At 35.0% G+C, this 17,690-nt stretch carries 18 protein-coding genes; all 18 read left to right on the top strand.

Annotated features, from left to right (window positions below; all coding sequences use genetic code 11):
- Positions 1-22: 22 nt before the first annotated feature.
- The 18 genes from flhA to rseP all read left to right on the top strand — a co-directional run bounded on the left by flhA (position 23) and on the right by rseP (position 17,648).
- Positions 23-2,056: a flagellar biosynthesis protein FlhA gene (gene flhA, locus B5V89_RS04280; RefSeq protein ID WP_108070643.1), complete on the top strand. Its 2,034-nt coding sequence runs from the start codon at positions 23-25 to the stop codon at positions 2,054-2,056.
- Positions 2,056-3,195: a flagellar biosynthesis GTPase FlhF gene (gene flhF / locus B5V89_RS04275; protein ID WP_108070641.1), complete on the top strand. Its 1,140-nt coding sequence runs from the start codon at positions 2,056-2,058 to the stop codon at positions 3,193-3,195. The genes flhA and flhF overlap by 1 nt, the downstream gene beginning before the upstream one ends.
- Positions 3,192-4,052, top strand: a complete 861-nt coding sequence (locus B5V89_RS04270) for a MinD/ParA family protein (RefSeq protein ID WP_108070639.1) — start codon at positions 3,192-3,194, stop codon at positions 4,050-4,052. The genes flhF and B5V89_RS04270 overlap by 4 nt, the downstream gene beginning before the upstream one ends.
- Before the next feature lie 8 nt (positions 4,053-4,060).
- Positions 4,061-5,128 carry a protein-glutamate methylesterase/protein-glutamine glutaminase gene (locus B5V89_RS04265; RefSeq protein WP_108070637.1) on the top strand — a complete coding sequence of 356 codons (1,068 nt, stop codon included), beginning with the start codon at positions 4,061-4,063 and terminating at the stop codon, positions 5,126-5,128.
- A gap of 17 nt (positions 5,129-5,145) precedes the next feature.
- The gene (locus B5V89_RS04260) at positions 5,146-7,197 is read left to right on the top strand and encodes a chemotaxis protein CheA (RefSeq protein WP_108070635.1); all 2,052 of its coding nucleotides are present in this window, start codon (positions 5,146-5,148) and stop codon (positions 7,195-7,197) included.
- 14 nt (positions 7,198-7,211) lie between these two features.
- Positions 7,212-7,658 (top strand): chemotaxis protein CheW, encoded by a 447-nt coding sequence (locus B5V89_RS04255; protein ID WP_066233112.1) that lies wholly within the window; start codon positions 7,212-7,214, stop codon positions 7,656-7,658.
- 12 nt (positions 7,659-7,670) lie between these two features.
- Complete coding sequence (locus tag B5V89_RS04250; RefSeq protein WP_108070633.1) at positions 7,671-8,291, top strand: chemotaxis protein CheC; 621 nt, start codon at positions 7,671-7,673, stop codon at positions 8,289-8,291.
- Complete coding sequence (locus tag B5V89_RS04245; protein ID WP_108070631.1) at positions 8,292-8,783, top strand: chemotaxis protein CheD; 492 nt, start codon at positions 8,292-8,294, stop codon at positions 8,781-8,783.
- A 35-nt stretch (positions 8,784-8,818) separates the two neighbouring features.
- On the top strand, positions 8,819-9,580 hold the full coding sequence (locus tag B5V89_RS04240; RefSeq protein ID WP_108070629.1) for a FliA/WhiG family RNA polymerase sigma factor: 762 nt from the start codon (positions 8,819-8,821) through the stop codon (positions 9,578-9,580).
- Positions 9,581-9,605: 25 nt separating this feature from the next.
- Positions 9,606-10,139, top strand: a complete 534-nt coding sequence (locus tag B5V89_RS04235; RefSeq protein WP_108070627.1) for a hypothetical protein — start codon at positions 9,606-9,608, stop codon at positions 10,137-10,139.
- A gap of 140 nt (positions 10,140-10,279) precedes the next feature.
- A complete protein-coding gene (rpsB, locus tag B5V89_RS04230; RefSeq protein ID WP_066233125.1) occupies positions 10,280-10,999 on the top strand; it encodes a 30S ribosomal protein S2 in 720 nt (239 codons plus the stop codon).
- A 133-nt stretch (positions 11,000-11,132) separates the two neighbouring features.
- Complete coding sequence (gene tsf / locus B5V89_RS04225) at positions 11,133-12,014, top strand: translation elongation factor Ts (protein WP_108070625.1); 882 nt, start codon at positions 11,133-11,135, stop codon at positions 12,012-12,014.
- A gap of 87 nt (positions 12,015-12,101) precedes the next feature.
- Entirely contained in the window at positions 12,102-12,827 is a 726-nt protein-coding gene (gene pyrH, locus B5V89_RS04220) for a UMP kinase (RefSeq protein ID WP_066233131.1), read from the top strand.
- Positions 12,827-13,384: a ribosome recycling factor gene (frr, locus tag B5V89_RS04215; RefSeq protein ID WP_066233134.1), complete on the top strand. Its 558-nt coding sequence runs from the start codon at positions 12,827-12,829 to the stop codon at positions 13,382-13,384. Before pyrH ends, frr begins: the two co-directional genes overlap by 1 nt.
- A 208-nt stretch (positions 13,385-13,592) precedes the next feature.
- Positions 13,593-14,390 carry an undecaprenyl pyrophosphate synthase gene (locus tag B5V89_RS04210; RefSeq protein WP_107921302.1) on the top strand — a complete coding sequence of 266 codons (798 nt, stop codon included), beginning with the start codon at positions 13,593-13,595 and terminating at the stop codon, positions 14,388-14,390.
- Positions 14,387-15,184, top strand: a complete 798-nt coding sequence (locus B5V89_RS04205) for a phosphatidate cytidylyltransferase (protein ID WP_108070623.1) — start codon at positions 14,387-14,389, stop codon at positions 15,182-15,184. Before B5V89_RS04210 ends, B5V89_RS04205 begins: the two co-directional genes overlap by 4 nt.
- Positions 15,185-15,223: 39 nt before the next feature.
- Complete coding sequence (locus B5V89_RS04200; RefSeq protein ID WP_066233142.1) at positions 15,224-16,369, top strand: 1-deoxy-D-xylulose-5-phosphate reductoisomerase; 1,146 nt, start codon at positions 15,224-15,226, stop codon at positions 16,367-16,369.
- 16 nt (positions 16,370-16,385) lie between these two features.
- Entirely contained in the window at positions 16,386-17,648 is a 1,263-nt protein-coding gene (gene rseP, locus B5V89_RS04195; protein ID WP_066233145.1) for an RIP metalloprotease RseP, read from the top strand.
- The last annotated feature ends 42 nt before the right edge of the window (positions 17,649-17,690 follow it).

Below are 17,690 nucleotides of genomic sequence, written 5' to 3'. Positions count from 1 at the left end.
TCATTAGTTAGGAGAGAATAGTGTGTCAACAAGAGATTTGTCTGTTATATTAAGTGTCATTTTAATAGTGGCGATGTTGATCATACCATTTCCACCAGGACTACTGAGCTTTCTTATCATCATCAATATTTCTTTAGCATTATTAGTTTTATTAACATCAATGAATATGACAGAGCCTTTACAGTTTTCCGTTTTTCCATCACTTCTATTGCTATTAACCTTATTTCGTCTTGGCTTAAACGTATCCACGACAAGATCGATTCTTTCAAAAGGTGAAGCTGGTGGTGTAGTAGAAACATTTGGAACGTTTGTTGTTGGAGGAAATGTCGTTGTTGGACTTGTTGTCTTTCTCATCTTAATTATCATCCAATTTGTTGTAATAACAAAAGGATCTGAAAGGGTATCGGAAGTAGCAGCCCGTTTCACTCTTGATGCAATGCCAGGGAAACAGATGAGTATTGATGCCGATTTAAATGCCGGTATGATATCGGAACAAGAAGCTCGGGAACGTCGAGAGAAAGTAAGTAGGGAATCAGATTTTTACGGTGCTATGGATGGTGCGAGTAAATTCGTAAAAGGAGATGCCATTGCGGGAATTATCATTGTACTTATCAACTTAATTTTTGGAATTATTATCGGAATGACCCAGCAAGGTTTACCGATTGCGGAAGCAGCTACTAGATATTCACTACTCACTGTTGGGGATGGTATTGTAAGTCAAATACCAGCACTATTAATTTCGACGGCAACAGGAATAGTCGTTACAAGGGCCGCATCAGATGGGAACTTGGGACAAGATATCATATCTCAGCTCCTTGCTTTTCCGAAAATGTTATATGTTGCCGCTGGCACAATTTTTTTATTAGGTATTGCCACTCCGATTAATGATTTGGTGACAATTCCAATCTCAGCGGCTATTGCACTCGGTGGATATAGACTTTCGAAAGTAACGAAGACTACCGATAATAATATTCAGGATATGGAAGAAGAAATACAGTCGGAAGAACTGAAAAGTCCCGAAAGTGTTATTAATCTATTAAATATCGACCCGATAGAATTTGAATTTGGCTACGGTCTCATTCCTCTTGCAGATGCAAATCAAGGTGGAGATTTACTTGACCGAGTCGTTATGATTAGACGTCAATTAGCATTAGAATTGGGTATTGTCATTCCGGTTGTGCGAATTCGTGATAATATTCAACTGCAACCCAATGAGTATGTGCTAAAAATAAAGGGAAGTGAAATGGGACGAGGTGAACTGCTCCTCGATCATTACTTGGCGATGAGCCCTGGTATTGGGGAAGATTCAATTGAAGGAATTGACACGATAGAACCGTCTTTCGGTTTACCTGCTAAGTGGATTACTGAAGATACGAAAGAACAAGCGGAGATTTTAGGTTTTACGGTTGTTGATCCGCCATCCGTTGTATCTACTCATATTACAGAGCTTTTACGTGCAAATGCTTATGAATTATTAGGTAGACAGGAAACGAAGCAACTAATTGATCATATAAAAGAGACTTATCCGATTTTAGTAGAGGAAGTTACACCAAACCCACTTTCTGTCGGTGATATACAAAAAGTTTTAGTTAAACTACTTAAAGAAAATGTATCAATTCGTAATTTAACGGTTATCTTTGAAACTTTAGCTGATTTTGGAAAAATGACATCTGATACTGATTTGTTAACTGAATATGTAAGACAAAGCTTAGCAAGGCAAATTACGAATCAATATATTGAGGACGGAAATAATTTAAAAGTTATTACTGTTTCGGGAAAAATTGAAAAAATAATAGCTGATGGTGTTCAACAAACAGAACATGGAAATTATTTATCAATCGATCCGAATGATTCACAAAGCATATTAGAAGCAATAGCCGAGCAGGTCGAACAGTTGTCAGTGATTGGTCAATCACCAATTATTTTATGTTCTCCTGCAGTAAGGATGTACGTGCGACAATTGACAGAAAGATATTTTCCGAGGGTTCCTATTCTTTCTTATAATGAATTGGAGGCAAATGTTGAGGTACAAAGCGTTGGGGTGGTGAATCTATAATGAAAGTAAAAAAGTTCGTAGCATCAAATATGTCAGAAGCAATGAAGCAAATTCGTCGTGAATTGGGTGATGAGGCAGTCATTCTTAATTCTAAAGTCGTCTATTCGGGTGGCTGGTTTGGATTATTTAAGAAAAAAAACCTAGAAGTCATTGCTGCCTTAGATATGGATTCGAGACAAAATCATGCAGTTTTGAAAGAAAAACAGCAAAAGCCAACGATTATTCCTGTACAGCAACAAGTAAACATTGAGAAAAATAATAAAAATGAATTTCATAATGAACTAGCAGAAATTAAAAAAATGGTTCAGGAAATGACATTAAATCAATCACTTGTACTAAAACATTTACCTGAGGCTATCCAAATCATTTGTGAAAAATTACACGAACAAGAAATAAATGCTGATATTATTTCAGAGTTAAGTAATAAACTACTTATTCGTTATCGAAATAGCGACAATGAGCCAACAATGAACCAAGTAGTGGAATGGGCAAAAGAATTTATAATTTCGAGTTTGTCTACGATTAACCATGGCGGCATTTCTCCTCAGAAAAAGTTCATTAATTTAGTTGGCCCTACAGGAGTTGGGAAAACAACTACGCTAGCAAAAATTGCTGCAGGTGAAGTGCTTGAAAAAAGAAAGAAAATTGCCTTTATTACAACAGACACTTATAGAATAGCAGCTATAGAACAGTTGAAAACATATGCTAATCTTTTAAATGTACCAGTGGAAGTAGTATATAAATTAGAAGATTTCCAAAAAGCGATTACAAAATATGCTGAATATGATCACATATTTATTGATACTGCAGGTCGAAATTACCGGGAAATGAAGTATATTACTGAACTTGAAAACCTCATCGATTTCAAACAAAGCATGGAAACATTTTTGACACTGTCACTGACGATGAAAGAAAAAGACATTCAAATGATTATTAAAAACTTTGAGTCACTAAAAATTAACAAATTCATTTTTACTAAATTGGATGAAACCTCAACTTATGGAACCATTTTTAATTTAGTATTAAAAAATGGGAAAGGCGTTGCTTACTTAACGAATGGTCAAGACGTACCAGACGATTTGGAAGAATGTTCAAGGGACAGATTGGTTAATCATTTATTTGAAGGTATGAAATTATGAGTGATCAAGCAGAAAAATTACGAAAGAAGCTAAAAGCTATTGAATCTACTCCTGCTAAAACGATTGCTGTTGTTAGCGGAAAAGGCGGTGTTGGTAAATCCAATATTACGGTAAATACTGCGTTTTCTTTAGCACAAAAAGGAAATAAGGTGCTGATTTTTGATTTTGATATAGGGATGGGGAATATCAACGTCTTATTAGGTGTAGATACAAAATATACCATTTCTGATTATATTGAAAAAGACATACCAATCAATGAAATTATTTTTTCAGGACCTAATAATATTTCCTATATTTCAGCAGGAAATGGATTTTCTGAAGTACTGGAATTAGATCATATTTTTGTTCAAAGATTATTGGAAGAATTAGAAAAGTTACAATATCAATATGATTTTATTCTATTCGATATGGGGGCAGGAGCAACAACTGTGAATCTACAAATATTATTATCGGTTGATGATATTTTTGTTGTAACAACACCTGAACCTACTTCGGTAACAGATGCATATTCAATGATGAAATACATTGTTTTACAAAGTTTAGAAAATAACCTCTTTTTAATTTGCAATCGAAGTGAAAAAGAAAAGGAAGGAATTATTACTGTAAACCGTTTACAAACCGTGATGAAAAAATTTTTGAATAAAGATATTCACATACTTGGAATATTACCTGAAGATTCGCATGTAAGAAAAGCGGTCATTCGTCAAATTCCTTTTTATACAGAGTTTCCTCACTCATCCATTTCGGAAAAACTTGAAAAAATGGTGCAAAATTATTTAGGTGAAACAAAATATGAGAAACAATCATCCCAATCGAATCCGTTTATCCGGAAACTACGGAGCTTCTTTGAAAGGTAGGGCTGATCATGAAACCTATTAAAGTATTAGTCGTTGATGATTCTGCATTCATGAGAAAATTAATCGTGAATTTTTTAGAAGAGGACCCCTACTTAGAGGTAGTGGGAATTGCTAGAAATGGAAAGGATGCGATTGAAAAAACAAAACAATTAAACCCGGATGTTATTACGATGGACATTGAAATGCCAATTATGAACGGACTAGAAGCGTTAGCAATTTTAATGGATGAGTTTCCTAAACCTGTCATTATGCTATCGAGCACAACGAAATCAGGCGCGGAAAATACAATTATAGCGATGCAAAATGGTGCTATTGATTTTATTGCTAAACCTTCAGGAACGATATCTCTTGATTTAGAAAAAATAAAAATACAATTAATTAATAAAGTGAAAAATGCTGGACAGGTAAATATGACGAACGTGAAAAGAGCGTTAATTACGAACCGGGACAATGTTCCGGAAAAAATAAAACCGATACTAAAGGATAATTGGAAGAACGCCCAAAGAAAAAAAATCATATGTATTGGTTCTTCAACCGGCGGACCAAAAGCATTGCAGGAAGTGCTAACAGTCTTGCCAAAATCAATTAAGGCGCCTATTTTAATCGTTCAACATATGCCACCCGGATTTACAAAATCGTTAGCTAGCCGTCTGGATGCATTAAGTGAAATTACCGTAAAAGAAGCTGAGGATGGCGAATATATCAAAGATGGTGTCGCCTATATTGCACCCGGAAATCATCACTTAGTTTTAAAACAAGTAGGTAATGAACTAGCGATTAGTTTGAATCACTCACCCCCTATTAAAGGACATCGACCATCCGTTGATATGATGTTTGAATCTCTTAGTCACTTCAGTGAGTATGACAAGATTGCTGTCATATTAACGGGGATGGGGGCGGATGGATCAAAAGGATTGATCGAATTAAAAACAAAAGGGAATGTCAAGGCGATTGCAGAATCAGAAAACAGCTGTATCGTTTTTGGAATGCCGAAATCCGCAATTGCTACGAATCTTGTAGATGAAATTACAGATCTTAATCACGTTGCGAAAACAATAATGAAATATATGGGATAGAAGGGTGTGGGGTTAATATGGAAATGGGGCAATATTTAGAGATTTTTATTGAGGAAAGTAAAGAGCATTTGCAATCTTGTAATGAACAATTATTACTTTTAGAAAAGAATCCGGAAGACCTTTCAATTGTAAATGAAATTTTCAGGTCCGCACATACATTGAAAGGTATGTCAGCAACAATGGGGTATGAAGATTTAGCAAATCTTACCCACAAGATGGAAAATGTTTTAGATGCAATTCGGAATGAAAAGATTAGGGTGACCCCTGAGATTTTAGATGTAGTATTTTTAGCAGTTGATGATCTTGAATTTATGGTTGAGTCCATTGCCACTGGTGGCGATGGAAAAAAAGATGTATCCTTAGTCATTGAGAAATTACATATGATAGAAACCGGAGAACCGGCAACTATCCAAATGGCACAAGATGAAGTTGCAGCAACTACCGTAGAAGATAGTAAACTTGAATTAAAAAATAATTATGACCAATATGAGCAAACGATTATACAGCAATCATTAGATCAAGGTTTTCATTGCTATGAACTTTCCATTTCATTAAGAAGTGACTGTTTATTAAAAGCTGCCCGTGTCTTTATGACCTTTGAAGTGTTAGAAAAATGCGGCGAAGTAATAAAGTCAAATCCAACCGTGGAACAATTGGAAGCTGAACAATTTGACCATGAATTTTTTATTACATTAATAACAAATGATTTATCTGAAGAGATCAAAAAGAAAGTAATGAAAGTTTCTGAGATTGAAAAAGTCGAGATTGTGGAAATTACCCGTTTGAATCAATGCCAGGAAGAAGAATTGGGAGATAAAGAAATAACAAATCAAGTACATGCAGCACCTCAAAAGAGGGAAAAACAAATTGAAAAATCAAAAGAAAAGAAAAGTACGCAAACGAAAGGAAATTCCACAAGTCAAAATAAAACGATTCGAGTGAATATCGAAAGACTTGATATATTAATGAATTTATTCGAAGAACTAGTGATTGACCGCGGGAGATTAGAACAAATTTCAAAAGAACTTCATCACTCGGAACTAGATGAAACGGTTGAAAGAATGACAAGAATCTCTAGTGATCTACAAAATATTATTTTAAATATGCGGATGGTTCCTGTTGAGACTGTATTTAATCGATTCCCAAGAATGGTAAGACAACTTGCTAGAGACTTACATAAAAGTATTAACCTTGAGGTAATTGGAGCAGAAACTGAACTTGATCGTACAGTAATTGATGAGATTGGTGATCCACTCGTCCATTTACTTCGAAACGCAATTGACCATGGAATTGAAACTCCTGAGAAAAGAAGAAGTCAAGGCAAGCCTGAGGAAGGAACGATCAAGTTAAAAGCGTATCATAGTGGAAACCATGTCTTTATCGAAATCGAAGATGATGGTGCAGGAATTAATCGGGAGAAAGTATTAAATAAAGCATTATCAAAAGGGATCATTAGTGAAGATGAGGCTAGCAGTTTAACCGATAAGCAGGTATTTGAATTAATTTTAGCATCTGGATTCTCAACGGCAGATACGATTTCCGACATTTCCGGCAGAGGGGTTGGCTTGGATGTTGTTAAAGCAACTATTGAATCTCTAGGTGGTGTCATTAATATTGAATCAACAGAAGGTCAAGGTTCAGTCTTTATTATCCAGCTCCCACTAACATTATCTATTATTTCAGCAATGTTAGTAGAATTAGGTAATGAAAAATACGCTGTTCCACTTTCATCTATTATCGAAACAGCAATCATTAAGAAAAGTGATATTTTAAATGCTCATAATCAAAAAGTAATCGATTTTAGAGGAAATATCGTACCACTTGTATTTTTAAATGAGGTATTTAGTGTACCGGTGGAAATTGAAGAGAATGATTATTTATCCGTTGTTATAGTAAGAAAAGGAAGTAAAATGGCTGCATTGGTCGTTGATTCATTTATTGGGCAGCAAGAAATTGTTTTAAAATCACTAGGGAATTATTTAACAAATGTTTTTGCAATATCTGGTGCAACGATTCTTGGCGATGGACAAGTTGCATTAATCATCGATTGTAACGCATTGATAAAGTGATGGGAGTGGGGAAATTGACAGAATCATTAGCTTCAGAAAATGTAAAATTAATTGTATTTCAATTATTGGATAAAGAATATGCTATTCCTGTTGAACAAGTTCGTGCAATTGAAAAAGTACAACATATAACGAGAGTCCCTCGTACCGAAAGTTTTGTTAAAGGTGTCATAAATTTACGCGGCGTTGTTTTACCAATTATCGATTTACAAAAACGGTTAGGGATTGGAAAGATTTTATCCAATGAAAGCACGAGAATAATTATTGTTGTAGTTGATAATATGGAAGTTGGTTTATTAGTAGATGCAGCCAATGATGTTCTGGATATTACAAAAGACATCATCGAACCCCATCCTGAAGTTGTCGACACGATCAAAGCGGAATATATTTCCGGAGTAGCGAAAATTGATAAACGATTATTATTATTAATTAACTTAGAAAAAGTACTAAGTCCACTCAAATAGGAGTTTTCATTTATGGAAAAGGATCAATTTACAAATATACATTTGGATATATTAAAAGAAATTGGGAATATTGGTGCCGGTCATGCAGCGACAGCATTATCTACCCTTTTAAACAAAAAAATTGATATGAAAATTCCAAATGTAAGAATAGTCCCTTTCAATGATATCATGGAACTAGCAGGCGGGTCGGAAAATGTCGTTGTTAGTGTGTTCTTAAGAATTGAAGGGGATGCTAATGGGAATATGTTTTTTATTCTCCCAATTGAACAAGGTGAACGTTTTATTAAACAAATGATCGGTGACCCAACATTTACATTTGCTAGTCCCATCTCAGAAATAGGAGTATCAGCTGCTCAAGAGTTAGGGAATATTTTGGCAGGTTCATATTTAACAGCTTTATCAGATTTCACACAATTAGATTTATTACCTTCAGTTCCGGCGCTTAGTGTTGATATGTTTGGAGCGATCATAAGTTATGGTTTATTAGAGGTTTCTCAAATAAGTGATCATGCAATCGTTGTTGATACGGCACTTTATGAAGCGGATTCTTTATCAGCTGTAAATGGACATTTTTTTCTACTCCCAAATCCAGAATCATTTCAAATTATTTTTAAATCGTTGGGAGTGGAATGAATGGATACTGTTGTTAAAGTTGGGATTGCAGATATGAATATTGTTACAGCACCAAATACAATCCGTACGACTGGTTTAGGCTCATGTGTAGGGGTTATTGTATATGATTCATCTCAACCTTTAGCTGGATTAGCTCATATTATGTTACCGGATTCAAGTATTGCGAAAAATTCTCAATCAATTAATAAAAGTAAATTTGCAGATACTGCTATTATAGAATTAAAATCTAGGATCATTCATGCTGGGGGTAATCCACTAAAATTAAAAGCAAAAATTGCCGGTGGAGCCGAAATGTTTTCCTTTTCAGCGGTTAATGAAGTGATGCGAATAGGACCAAGAAATGTGGAAGCAGTTAAGTCAGCCTTACAAAACGAAAATATCCAACTAGTGGCAGAAGATACCGGTGGAAATAGCGGTAGAACAATCGAATTTAATCCAGAAACATTAATTTTGCAAGTACGGACAGTTAATAAAGGAATAATAGAACTGTAGCGTCTAGTTTATGAAACTAACGAGGAGGGGCAACCATGGCATATCCGGAAACGAAAGAAGAAAAAAAATACTGGGATTTATGGCTAAGTTCTCGTGATACACAGGCGGGTGATATTTTAGTGAAAAAATATTTACCGCTTGTACATTATCATGTACAAAGGATTGCGGTAGGGCTTCCTCGCAATGTTTCAAAGGATGATCTGAAAAGTCTAGGTATGTTAGGGCTACTGGACGCATTAAATAAATTTGACCTATCGCGAGACTTGAAATTTGATACATATGCATCATTTAGGATTCGGGGCGCTATTCTTGACGGTCTAAGGAAAGAGGATTGGTTGCCTAGGGGAACGCGAGAAAAGGCAAAAAAAATTGAAATGACGATCGAACAATTAGAACAACAATATATGAGAACCGTATCTCCAGAAGAAATTGGGAATCATTTAGGAATAAGTGAAGAAGAAGTTTATCAAACTGTGAACGAGCATTTTTTTGCAAATATTCTCTCCATCGATGAACACATTAGCGAAATGGATGACGGGGAGACTGGCAGTTATATTATTAAGGATGATAATTCTCCGAGCCCTGAAGAACAGTTAGTGAAAAATGAACAAATCAAAGAACTAACTGCCACCATCACGCAACTAACCGAGAAGGAACAATTAGTTCTAAGTTTATTTTATCGTGAAGAGCTAACTTTAACTGAAATAGGAGAAATTATGAACCTTTCAACATCGCGAATCTCACAAATCCATTCCAAAGCGATATTTAAACTAAAGAAAATTTTGGAAAAAAATTAGTGTACATTATGGGTAGGGAATCATTATGACAATCTTTATTTTATTTCTATCAATTATATTAAATATTATTACGATATTTGCCATTATCATCTTATATTTACGACAAAATCGTTTATTAACTATGGATCATTCTCAAAAGCAAACAATGAAAGAGATGGAAGATATCTTTACAGCATATATTGAAGAATTGAAAGAAGAAAATGAGCAATTTATAAATAAATTCAAAAGTATTCAAAATGAGCAGAATAGCGACGAAGCCATTGAGAAAACGTCTCACCATCATCCAGCTATTGAGAAGCGAACGAATGAAGTTAATGAAGTAAACTCTGATAATTATAATCGTATGTATGCAGCGAAATCATATCAAAACTCAGTTGGGATGAATAAAGATTTAAAAAAAGAAGTGCAAGATGAAACAGGATCATTAATTGATAAAGTCATATTTTTGCAAAAAAAAGGATTAACAAATGATGAAATAGCGAAAAAACTAAATAAAGGCAAAACTGAAATCGAGTTGATGGTGAAATTTCAACAAAAATCGTTAGATAAACTTGATTGAAACTATTTTTTATGCTATATTATTTCATGGTGTTAATACACACGCTTTTGGATTTAAATAAAGGGTGCTATTCTAAATGGATAGTCTTTATTTAAAGATGAATGAAGCGGAGGAAATCAAAACCATTAGGAGGAAATAACATGTCAGTAATTTCTATGAAGCAATTGCTTGAAGCTGGTGTACACTTCGGTCACCAAACACGCCGTTGGAACCCTAAAATGAAAAAATATATTTTCACAGAGCGTAACGGCATCTACATTATCGATCTTCAAAAAACAGTTAAAAAAGTTGAAGAAGCATACAACTTTGTAAGAGAACTTGCAGCAAACGGCGGAAACATTCTTTTCGTTGGTACGAAAAAGCAAGCTCAAGAATCTGTTAAAGAAGAAGCAGAACGCGTAGGTATGTACTATGTGAATCACCGTTGGTTAGGTGGTACATTAACAAACTTTGAAACAATTCAAAAGCGTATTGAACGTTTAAAATCTATCGAAAAAATGGAAGAAGACGGTACTTTTGAAGTTCTTCCTAAAAAAGAAGTTGTTCAACTTAAAAAAGAACATGAACGCTTAGTTAAATTCCTTGGTGGAATTAAAGATATGAAAAAATTACCGGACGCATTATTCATCATCGATCCTCGTAAAGAGCGTATTGCTGTTGCCGAAGCTCGTAAATTGAATATTCCTATCGTTGGTATCGTTGATACAAACTGTGATCCGGATGAAATCGACTATGTAATTCCAGCAAATGATGATGCAATCCGTGCTGTTAAACTATTAACTGGTAAAATTGCTGATGCAATCATCGAAGTTAAACAAGGTGAAGAAGAAGAAGTTACTGCAACAGTTGCAGCTGAATAATTATAAATTTTGTTCGTATTGTTAAAAATGTATGTGAAAAGGTGATAAGAAGGCTTCATCCTTATCACCTTTTTTTAGGAGATAATCCGTATACACTAATAATGAATCTACATATAATAAGGAGGAACATCCCATGGCAGTTACTGCACAAATGGTTAAAGAACTTCGCGAAAAAACAGGTGCCGGAATGATGGATTGCAAAAAGGCATTGACAGAAACAGACGGAAATATGGAAAAAGCAATTGATTACCTTCGTGAAAAAGGAATTGCAAAAGCAGCTAAAAAAGCTGATCGTATTGCTGCAGAAGGTACAACTTATATTTTCGTTCAAGGCAACGACGGAGTTATTTTAGAAGTTAACTCTGAAACTGACTTTGTTGCTAAAAATGAAGGTTTCCAAAATCTTGTTAAAGAATTAGCTGCACATTTATTGAACAAAAAACCAGCTACTGTTGAAGAAGCTTTGGGACAACAAATGGATAATGGTACAACTGTTGAAGATACAATTAATGCAGCTATTGCTAAAATTGGTGAAAAAATCACTTTACGTCGTTTTGAAGTATTAACAAAACCTGAAAATGCAGCATTTGGTGAGTACCTACACATGGGTGGCCGTATTGGTGTACTAGCTGTGCTAGAGGGAACAACTGATCAATCAGTTGCTAAAGATGTTGCAATGCATGCTGCAGCTTTAAATCCAAAATATATTTCACGCGATCAAGTATCTGCCCAAGAAGTTGAACATGAACGTGAAGTTTTAACACAACAAGCATTAAACGAAGGCAAACCAGAAAATATTGTGGCGAAAATGGTAGAAGGACGTCTAAGCAAATACTTTGAAGAAATTTGTATTGTTGACCAAGCTTTCGTTAAAAATCCTGATCAAAAAGTCGGCCAATTTGTTAAATCACATGGTGCGACAATTACGAACTTAGTTCGTTATGAAGTTGGTGAAGGAATCGAAAAACGTCAAGATAACTTTGCTGAAGAAGTAATGAGCCAAGTTAAGAAGTAATATTATCAATGGATAGGGGACACGTTGTGTTCCCTATTTTTAAAGATAATAATATAGAATACATACTTAAAATATTGGAGGTTCACAATGAGCACCCCAAAATATAAACGTGTCGTTTTAAAACTTAGTGGTGAAGCATTAGCAGGTGAACAAGGTTTTGGAATTAATCCTACTGTAATTAAATCAGTAGCAGAACAAGTAAAAGAGCTCGCTGAATTAGGTGTTGAAGTCGCTGTTGTTGTTGGCGGTGGAAACATCTGGCGCGGGAAAATCGGAAGTGAAATGGGGATGGACAGAGCAACTGCCGATTATATGGGTATGCTAGCGACTGTTATGAACTCTTTAGCACTTCAAGATAGTTTAGAACAAAATGGAATAGAAACAAGAGTTCAAACGTCAATTGATATGCGTCAAGTTGCAGAACCATATATTCGTCGGCGTGCAATTAGACATCTTGAAAAAAAACGTGTCGTCATTTTTGCTGCGGGCACAGGAAATCCTTATTTTTCAACAGATACTACTGCCGCATTAAGAGCCGCTGAAATTGAAGCTGAAGTTATCTTAATGGCGAAAAATAACGTAGATGGAGTATATTCTGCGGATCCAAAACTGGATGAAAGTGCTGTTAAATATGAAGAATTAACTTATCTTGATGTAATTAAAAACGGTTTAGCCGTAATGGATTCAACCGCATCATCTTTATGTATGGATAATGACATTCCACTAATTGTTTTTTCAATAATGGAAAAAGGAAATATTAAACGTGTTATAATGGGAGAAAATATTGGTACAATTGTTAGGGGGAAAGCTTAATGCCAAAACAAATCATAGCAAATGCGAAGGACAAAATGTCAAAGGCAATATCAGCATATACTCGTGAACTAAGTTCGATTAGAGCAGGAAGAGCTAGTGCTTCTTTATTGGACAGAATCGTTGTTGATTATTACGGAGCACCAACACCAGTGAACCAACTTGCATCCGTATCTGTTCCTGAAGCTAGATTATTAGTCATTCAACCGTATGATAAATCAATTGTATCAGATATCGAAAAAGCCATCTTGAAATCAGACTTGGGACTAACTCCAAATAATGATGGGACACTAATTCGTCTTGCTATTCCAGCATTGACTGAAGAACGTCGTAAAGAATTAGTGAAGCAAGTTAAAAAAGAAGCTGAAGTAGCAAAGGTTGGAATTCGGAATATTCGTCGTGATGCGAATGATGAATTGAAAAAGTTAGAAAAGAACGGCGAGATTTCGGAAGATGATCTTCGTGGATATTCAGACGATGTTCAAAAAATTACCGATGAACATATTAATAAAATCGATCAAATCACTAAAACTAAAGAACAAGATATATTAGAAGTGTAAAATTAACGAACTCTCGTATTTCGAGAGTTTTTTTTTGCATAAAACTAAATAATTACCGTGAAAAACTTCTCAAATATAATTATATTATCTATAATAGAAATCACATTCAATACATAATTTATAGTAAATAAAGATATTCCTGCGATTTTTTGATATTATATAATATGGTACAGATTATTTGGTGCAGTATTCCAGTGGAGGGCAAGTTATGTTAAATAAGTTGAAGTTAAAAAAAACTTCCAAAGGAACTCAAAGTATTGAAGAAAGAATTGAAAACATAAAAAAACATGGTCTACCAAAACATATCGCAATCATAATGGATGGGAATGGAAGGTGGGCAAGTAAACGTGCATTGCCGCGAATCGCTGGACATCATGAAGGGATGAAAAAGGTTAAACCGATCACACGCTTTGCAAACAATCTTGGAATTGAAGTATTGACGCTTTATGCTTTTTCTACGGAAAATTGGATTAGACCTAAAAACGAAGTTGACTATTTAATGAAGCTTCCAGAGGAATTCCTCGGTACTTTTTTACCTGAGTTGGTGGAAGAAAATGTAAAAGTGCAAATGATGGGTCATAAAGAACAATTACCCGAACATACAATGAAGGCTGTGCAAAAAGCGATTGATGATACACTCGATAATACGGGGCTTATTTTAAACTTTGCCCTTAATTATGGTGGCAGGGATGAAATAATAAATGCGGTTCAAAATATTATTAGTGATGTGGAAAATGGCACAATTGACAAAAAAAATGTTTCTGAAGATTTGTTTTCAAATTATTTAATGTCAAAAAAATTTCAAGACCCCGATTTACTTATTCGTACGAGTGGTGAAATCAGGTTAAGTAATTTTATGCTTTGGCAAATGGCATATACTGAATTTGTTTTTACTGATGTTTTATGGCCTGACTTTTGTGAAGAAGATTTACTGCAGGCAATTGAAGAATATCAACAAAGATCAAGACGATACGGTGGCTTAAAAAGTGAGGGTAATGAGAAGTGAAGCAACGAATAATTACAGCAGTGATTGCAGCAGCAATATTCATACCAATTGTAATATATGGGAATATCCCTTTTGTAATATTATCCTATTTAATGGGAACGGTAGCTCTTTATGAGCTTTTAAAGATGAGGAAACTATCTATTTTTTCTATTCAAGGTATCATTTCATTATTATTATTATGGATTATACTAGTTCCAAGACAATTTACTCATGTAATTGAGCATTTTGGCTATACGAAACTGCATTATATTTTTATAGCCGTTTTACTATTTTTAGTCATTACTGTTATCACTAAAAATAAAACAACTTTCGACCATGTATCCTTTTTGTTACTTACGGTAGTTTATATAGGTATGGGTTTCTATTATTTTGTCGAAACACGTGACGCAGATAATGGTCTTACATATATTTTATATTCTTTATTTGCCATTTGGGCGACAGATTCCGGTGCTTACTTCATTGGACGTGCTTTAGGTAAAAGAAAACTTTGGCCAGAAATAAGCCCTAATAAAACCGTAGAAGGTGCAATAGGGGGAGTTGTTTGTGCGATCATCGTTGGTATCCTTTTCGCACTATTTTCTAATTTAGATGCCTCCTTCATTCAGCTTATTGTTGTTTCAGCAGTCGTTGCTATTTTTGGACAAATAGGGGATTTAGTGGAGTCAGCCTATAAACGACAATACGGTGTAAAAGATTCTGGTAACATCTTACCTGGTCATGGTGGGATTTTAGATCGATTCGATAGTTTATTATTCGTTTGGCCACTACTTCATTTACTCCATTTTGTCCAATGAAAATGAAGGGTTTTAGTGTTATAATTAGGAGTTGAAAAGATGAAATATATAAGTTTATTAGGAGCGACCGGATCAATTGGTACGCAAACATTGGATGTAATTCGAAATCATTCAGATAAATTTCGCTTAGTAGCTTTTTCTATTGGGAAAAATATTGAGCTTGCTAGAAAAATTATCGCGGAGTTTAGTCCTGAACTTGTTTCTGTTAAAGAACGAACAGATTATGAAAGTTTAAAAGCTGAATTTAGCAGCAATATCCGTTTTTCCTATGGAGACGATGGGTTAGTAGAAGTTGCTGCCTATGAAAAGACCGATGTCGTTGTTAATGCTGTTATGGGAAGTGTTGGTTTATTCCCGACTTTACAGGCAATTAAAGCAAAGAAAACAATTGCCCTAGCAAATAAAGAAACACTTGTAACAGCAGGCCACATCGTTATGGAAGCAGCTAAGGCAAATGAGGTAAGCATTTTGCCAGTTGATAGTGAGCATTCAGCGATATTTCAATGTTTACAAGGCGAAAAAGAAAAAAATATTGAGCGTCTCATCATTACTGCTTCGGGCGGTAGTTTCCGAGATAAAAGTCGCGAAGAACTTAAAGATGTTACTGTTGATCAAGCGTTAAATCATCCGAATTGGTCGATGGGCGCAAAAATTACGATTGACTCAGCCACGATGATGAATAAAGGATTAGAAGTCATCGAAGCACATTGGCTTTTTAATGTACCTTATGAAAAAATAGATGTATTATTGCATCGGGAAAGTATCATTCATTCGCTGGTTGAATTCCGGGATACTAGTGTAAAAGCCCAGCTAGGTACACCGGATATGAGAGTCGCTATTCAGTATGCACTATCATATCCCGATCGTCTCTCATTAACATCGGGACATAAATTGAATTTGGCTGAAATCGGTAAATTACATTTCGAAGAGATGGATTTAAATCGCTTCGTTTGTTTAAAACTTGCCTACGAAGCCGGGAGAGTTGGAGGCACAATGCCAACCGTTTTAAATGCAGCAAATGAAATGGCAGTTGATGCGTTTTTAAATAGAAAAATTTCTTTTTTAACGATTGATGAATTCGTTTCAAAAGCACTTGAAAAGCATCATATGATTAATCATCCAGATCTTGATACAATCAAAATGGTAGATCAGGAAACAAGAGCGTATATAAACTCACTCTTATAAAAGGTGGTTTTGAATTTTGACGACTGTAATCGCATTTATTATTATTTTCGGGGCATTAGTATTTTTCCATGAAGCAGGTCATTTTTATTTTGCGAAACGAGCTGGTATTTTGGTTCGTGAATTTGCTATTGGATTTGGTCCGAAAGTATTATCTTTTAGAAAAAATGAAACTCTTTATACAATAAGGTTATTACCGATTGGCGGATATGTTCGTATGGCTGGTGAAGATCAAGAAATGAGTGATTTAAAAGCCGGTCAAAGGGTCGGACTTCTTTTTAACGAGAAAGAAGAAGTTAATAAAATCGTCGTGAATGGAAAAAGTCGCTTTGCGGATATTCGTACCATCGAGGTGGAAGAATCTGATTTGGATCACAAGTTAATTATTAAAGGATATGAAGAGGGAGATGAAGATGAAACTTTAAAAACCTTTTCTATTACAAAAGACGCTGTGATCGTCGAAGATCGTGTTGAAACGCAAATTGCCCCATGGGATAGACAATTTGGATCGAAATCATTAGGTCATCGTGCAATGACTATTTTTGCTGGGCCAATGATGAACTTTGTTCTTGCGATTGTTATTTTCACTATTTTAGCCATTATTCAAGGTGTACCTGTCAATGACCCGGTACTGGGGAAGTTAACTCCTGATGGTGCTGCAAAGCAAGCAGGTTTACATGAAGGGGATACGATTATAAGCATTGATGGCTCGGAAATTTCTAGTTGGGAAGACATAGTTGAAGTCATCCAAAAGCATCCGGGCGAAGAATTAATGTTTACTATTGAAAGAAATAATCAAACGAAAGATATTGCCGTAACACCTAAGGCGGAAAAAGAAGGTAATCAGGAAATTGGAAGAATTGGGGTAAATAACCCGGTTCAAAAGTCACCATTAAAAGTTGCGACATACGGTGTCGAGCAAACATACCAGTGGACGATTGAAATCTTTAGAATGCTTGGAAAACTTGTAACAGGCCAATTTTCAATCGATATGCTCTCAGGACCTGTCGGTATTTATAAATCAACAGAAGTAGTCGCTAAATCGGGTATTATCTTTTTAATGAAATGGGCTGCATTATTAAGCATAAACTTAGGTATCATGAACTTATTACCTATTCCAGCACTAGATGGCGGTCGTTTACTATTTTTTGGAGTAGAAGCGCTAAGAGGAAAACCGATCGATCGTCAAAAAGAAGGAATGGTCCATTTTATAGGTTTTATGTTATTAATGCTGTTGATGATAATCGTTACATGGAATGATATACAAAGATTCTTTTTATAAAATAGTGAAGCAGTCGGAACATACCGATTGCTTCTTCTCTCT

Origin of the sequence: Heyndrickxia sporothermodurans, assembly GCF_003055045.1 — a bacterium.
Taxonomy (GTDB): Bacteria; Bacillota; Bacilli; order Bacillales; family Bacillaceae_C; genus Heyndrickxia; species Heyndrickxia sporothermodurans.
This window is presented reverse-complemented; position numbering and strand designations above follow the sequence as displayed.

Bases quoted from the DNA above. Each gene is read 5' to 3' on its own strand.
- flhF (WP_108070641.1), top strand. From the start codon at position 2,056: ATGAAAGTAAAAAAGTTCGTAGCATCAAATATGTCAGAAGCAATGAAG.
- pyrH (WP_066233131.1), top strand. From the start codon at position 12,102: ATGAGCACCCCAAAATATAAACGTGTCGTTTTAAAACTTAGTGGTGAA.
- B5V89_RS04240 (WP_108070629.1), top strand. From the start codon at position 8,819: ATGGCATATCCGGAAACGAAAGAAGAAAAAAAATACTGGGATTTATGG.
- B5V89_RS04270 (WP_108070639.1), top strand. From the start codon at position 3,192: ATGAGTGATCAAGCAGAAAAATTACGAAAGAAGCTAAAAGCTATTGAA.
- B5V89_RS04245 (WP_108070631.1), top strand. From the start codon at position 8,292: ATGGATACTGTTGTTAAAGTTGGGATTGCAGATATGAATATTGTTACA.
- B5V89_RS04265 (WP_108070637.1), top strand. From the start codon at position 4,061: ATGAAACCTATTAAAGTATTAGTCGTTGATGATTCTGCATTCATGAGA.
- B5V89_RS04235 (WP_108070627.1), top strand. From the start codon at position 9,606: ATGACAATCTTTATTTTATTTCTATCAATTATATTAAATATTATTACG.
- frr (WP_066233134.1), top strand. From the start codon at position 12,827: ATGCCAAAACAAATCATAGCAAATGCGAAGGACAAAATGTCAAAGGCA.
- B5V89_RS04250 (WP_108070633.1), top strand. From the start codon at position 7,671: ATGGAAAAGGATCAATTTACAAATATACATTTGGATATATTAAAAGAA.
- tsf (WP_108070625.1), top strand. From the start codon at position 11,133: ATGGCAGTTACTGCACAAATGGTTAAAGAACTTCGCGAAAAAACAGGT.
- B5V89_RS04200 (WP_066233142.1), top strand. From the start codon at position 15,224: ATGAAATATATAAGTTTATTAGGAGCGACCGGATCAATTGGTACGCAA.
- B5V89_RS04210 (WP_107921302.1), top strand. From the start codon at position 13,593: ATGTTAAATAAGTTGAAGTTAAAAAAAACTTCCAAAGGAACTCAAAGT.
- rpsB (WP_066233125.1), top strand. From the start codon at position 10,280: ATGTCAGTAATTTCTATGAAGCAATTGCTTGAAGCTGGTGTACACTTC.
- B5V89_RS04260 (WP_108070635.1), top strand. From the start codon at position 5,146: ATGGAAATGGGGCAATATTTAGAGATTTTTATTGAGGAAAGTAAAGAG.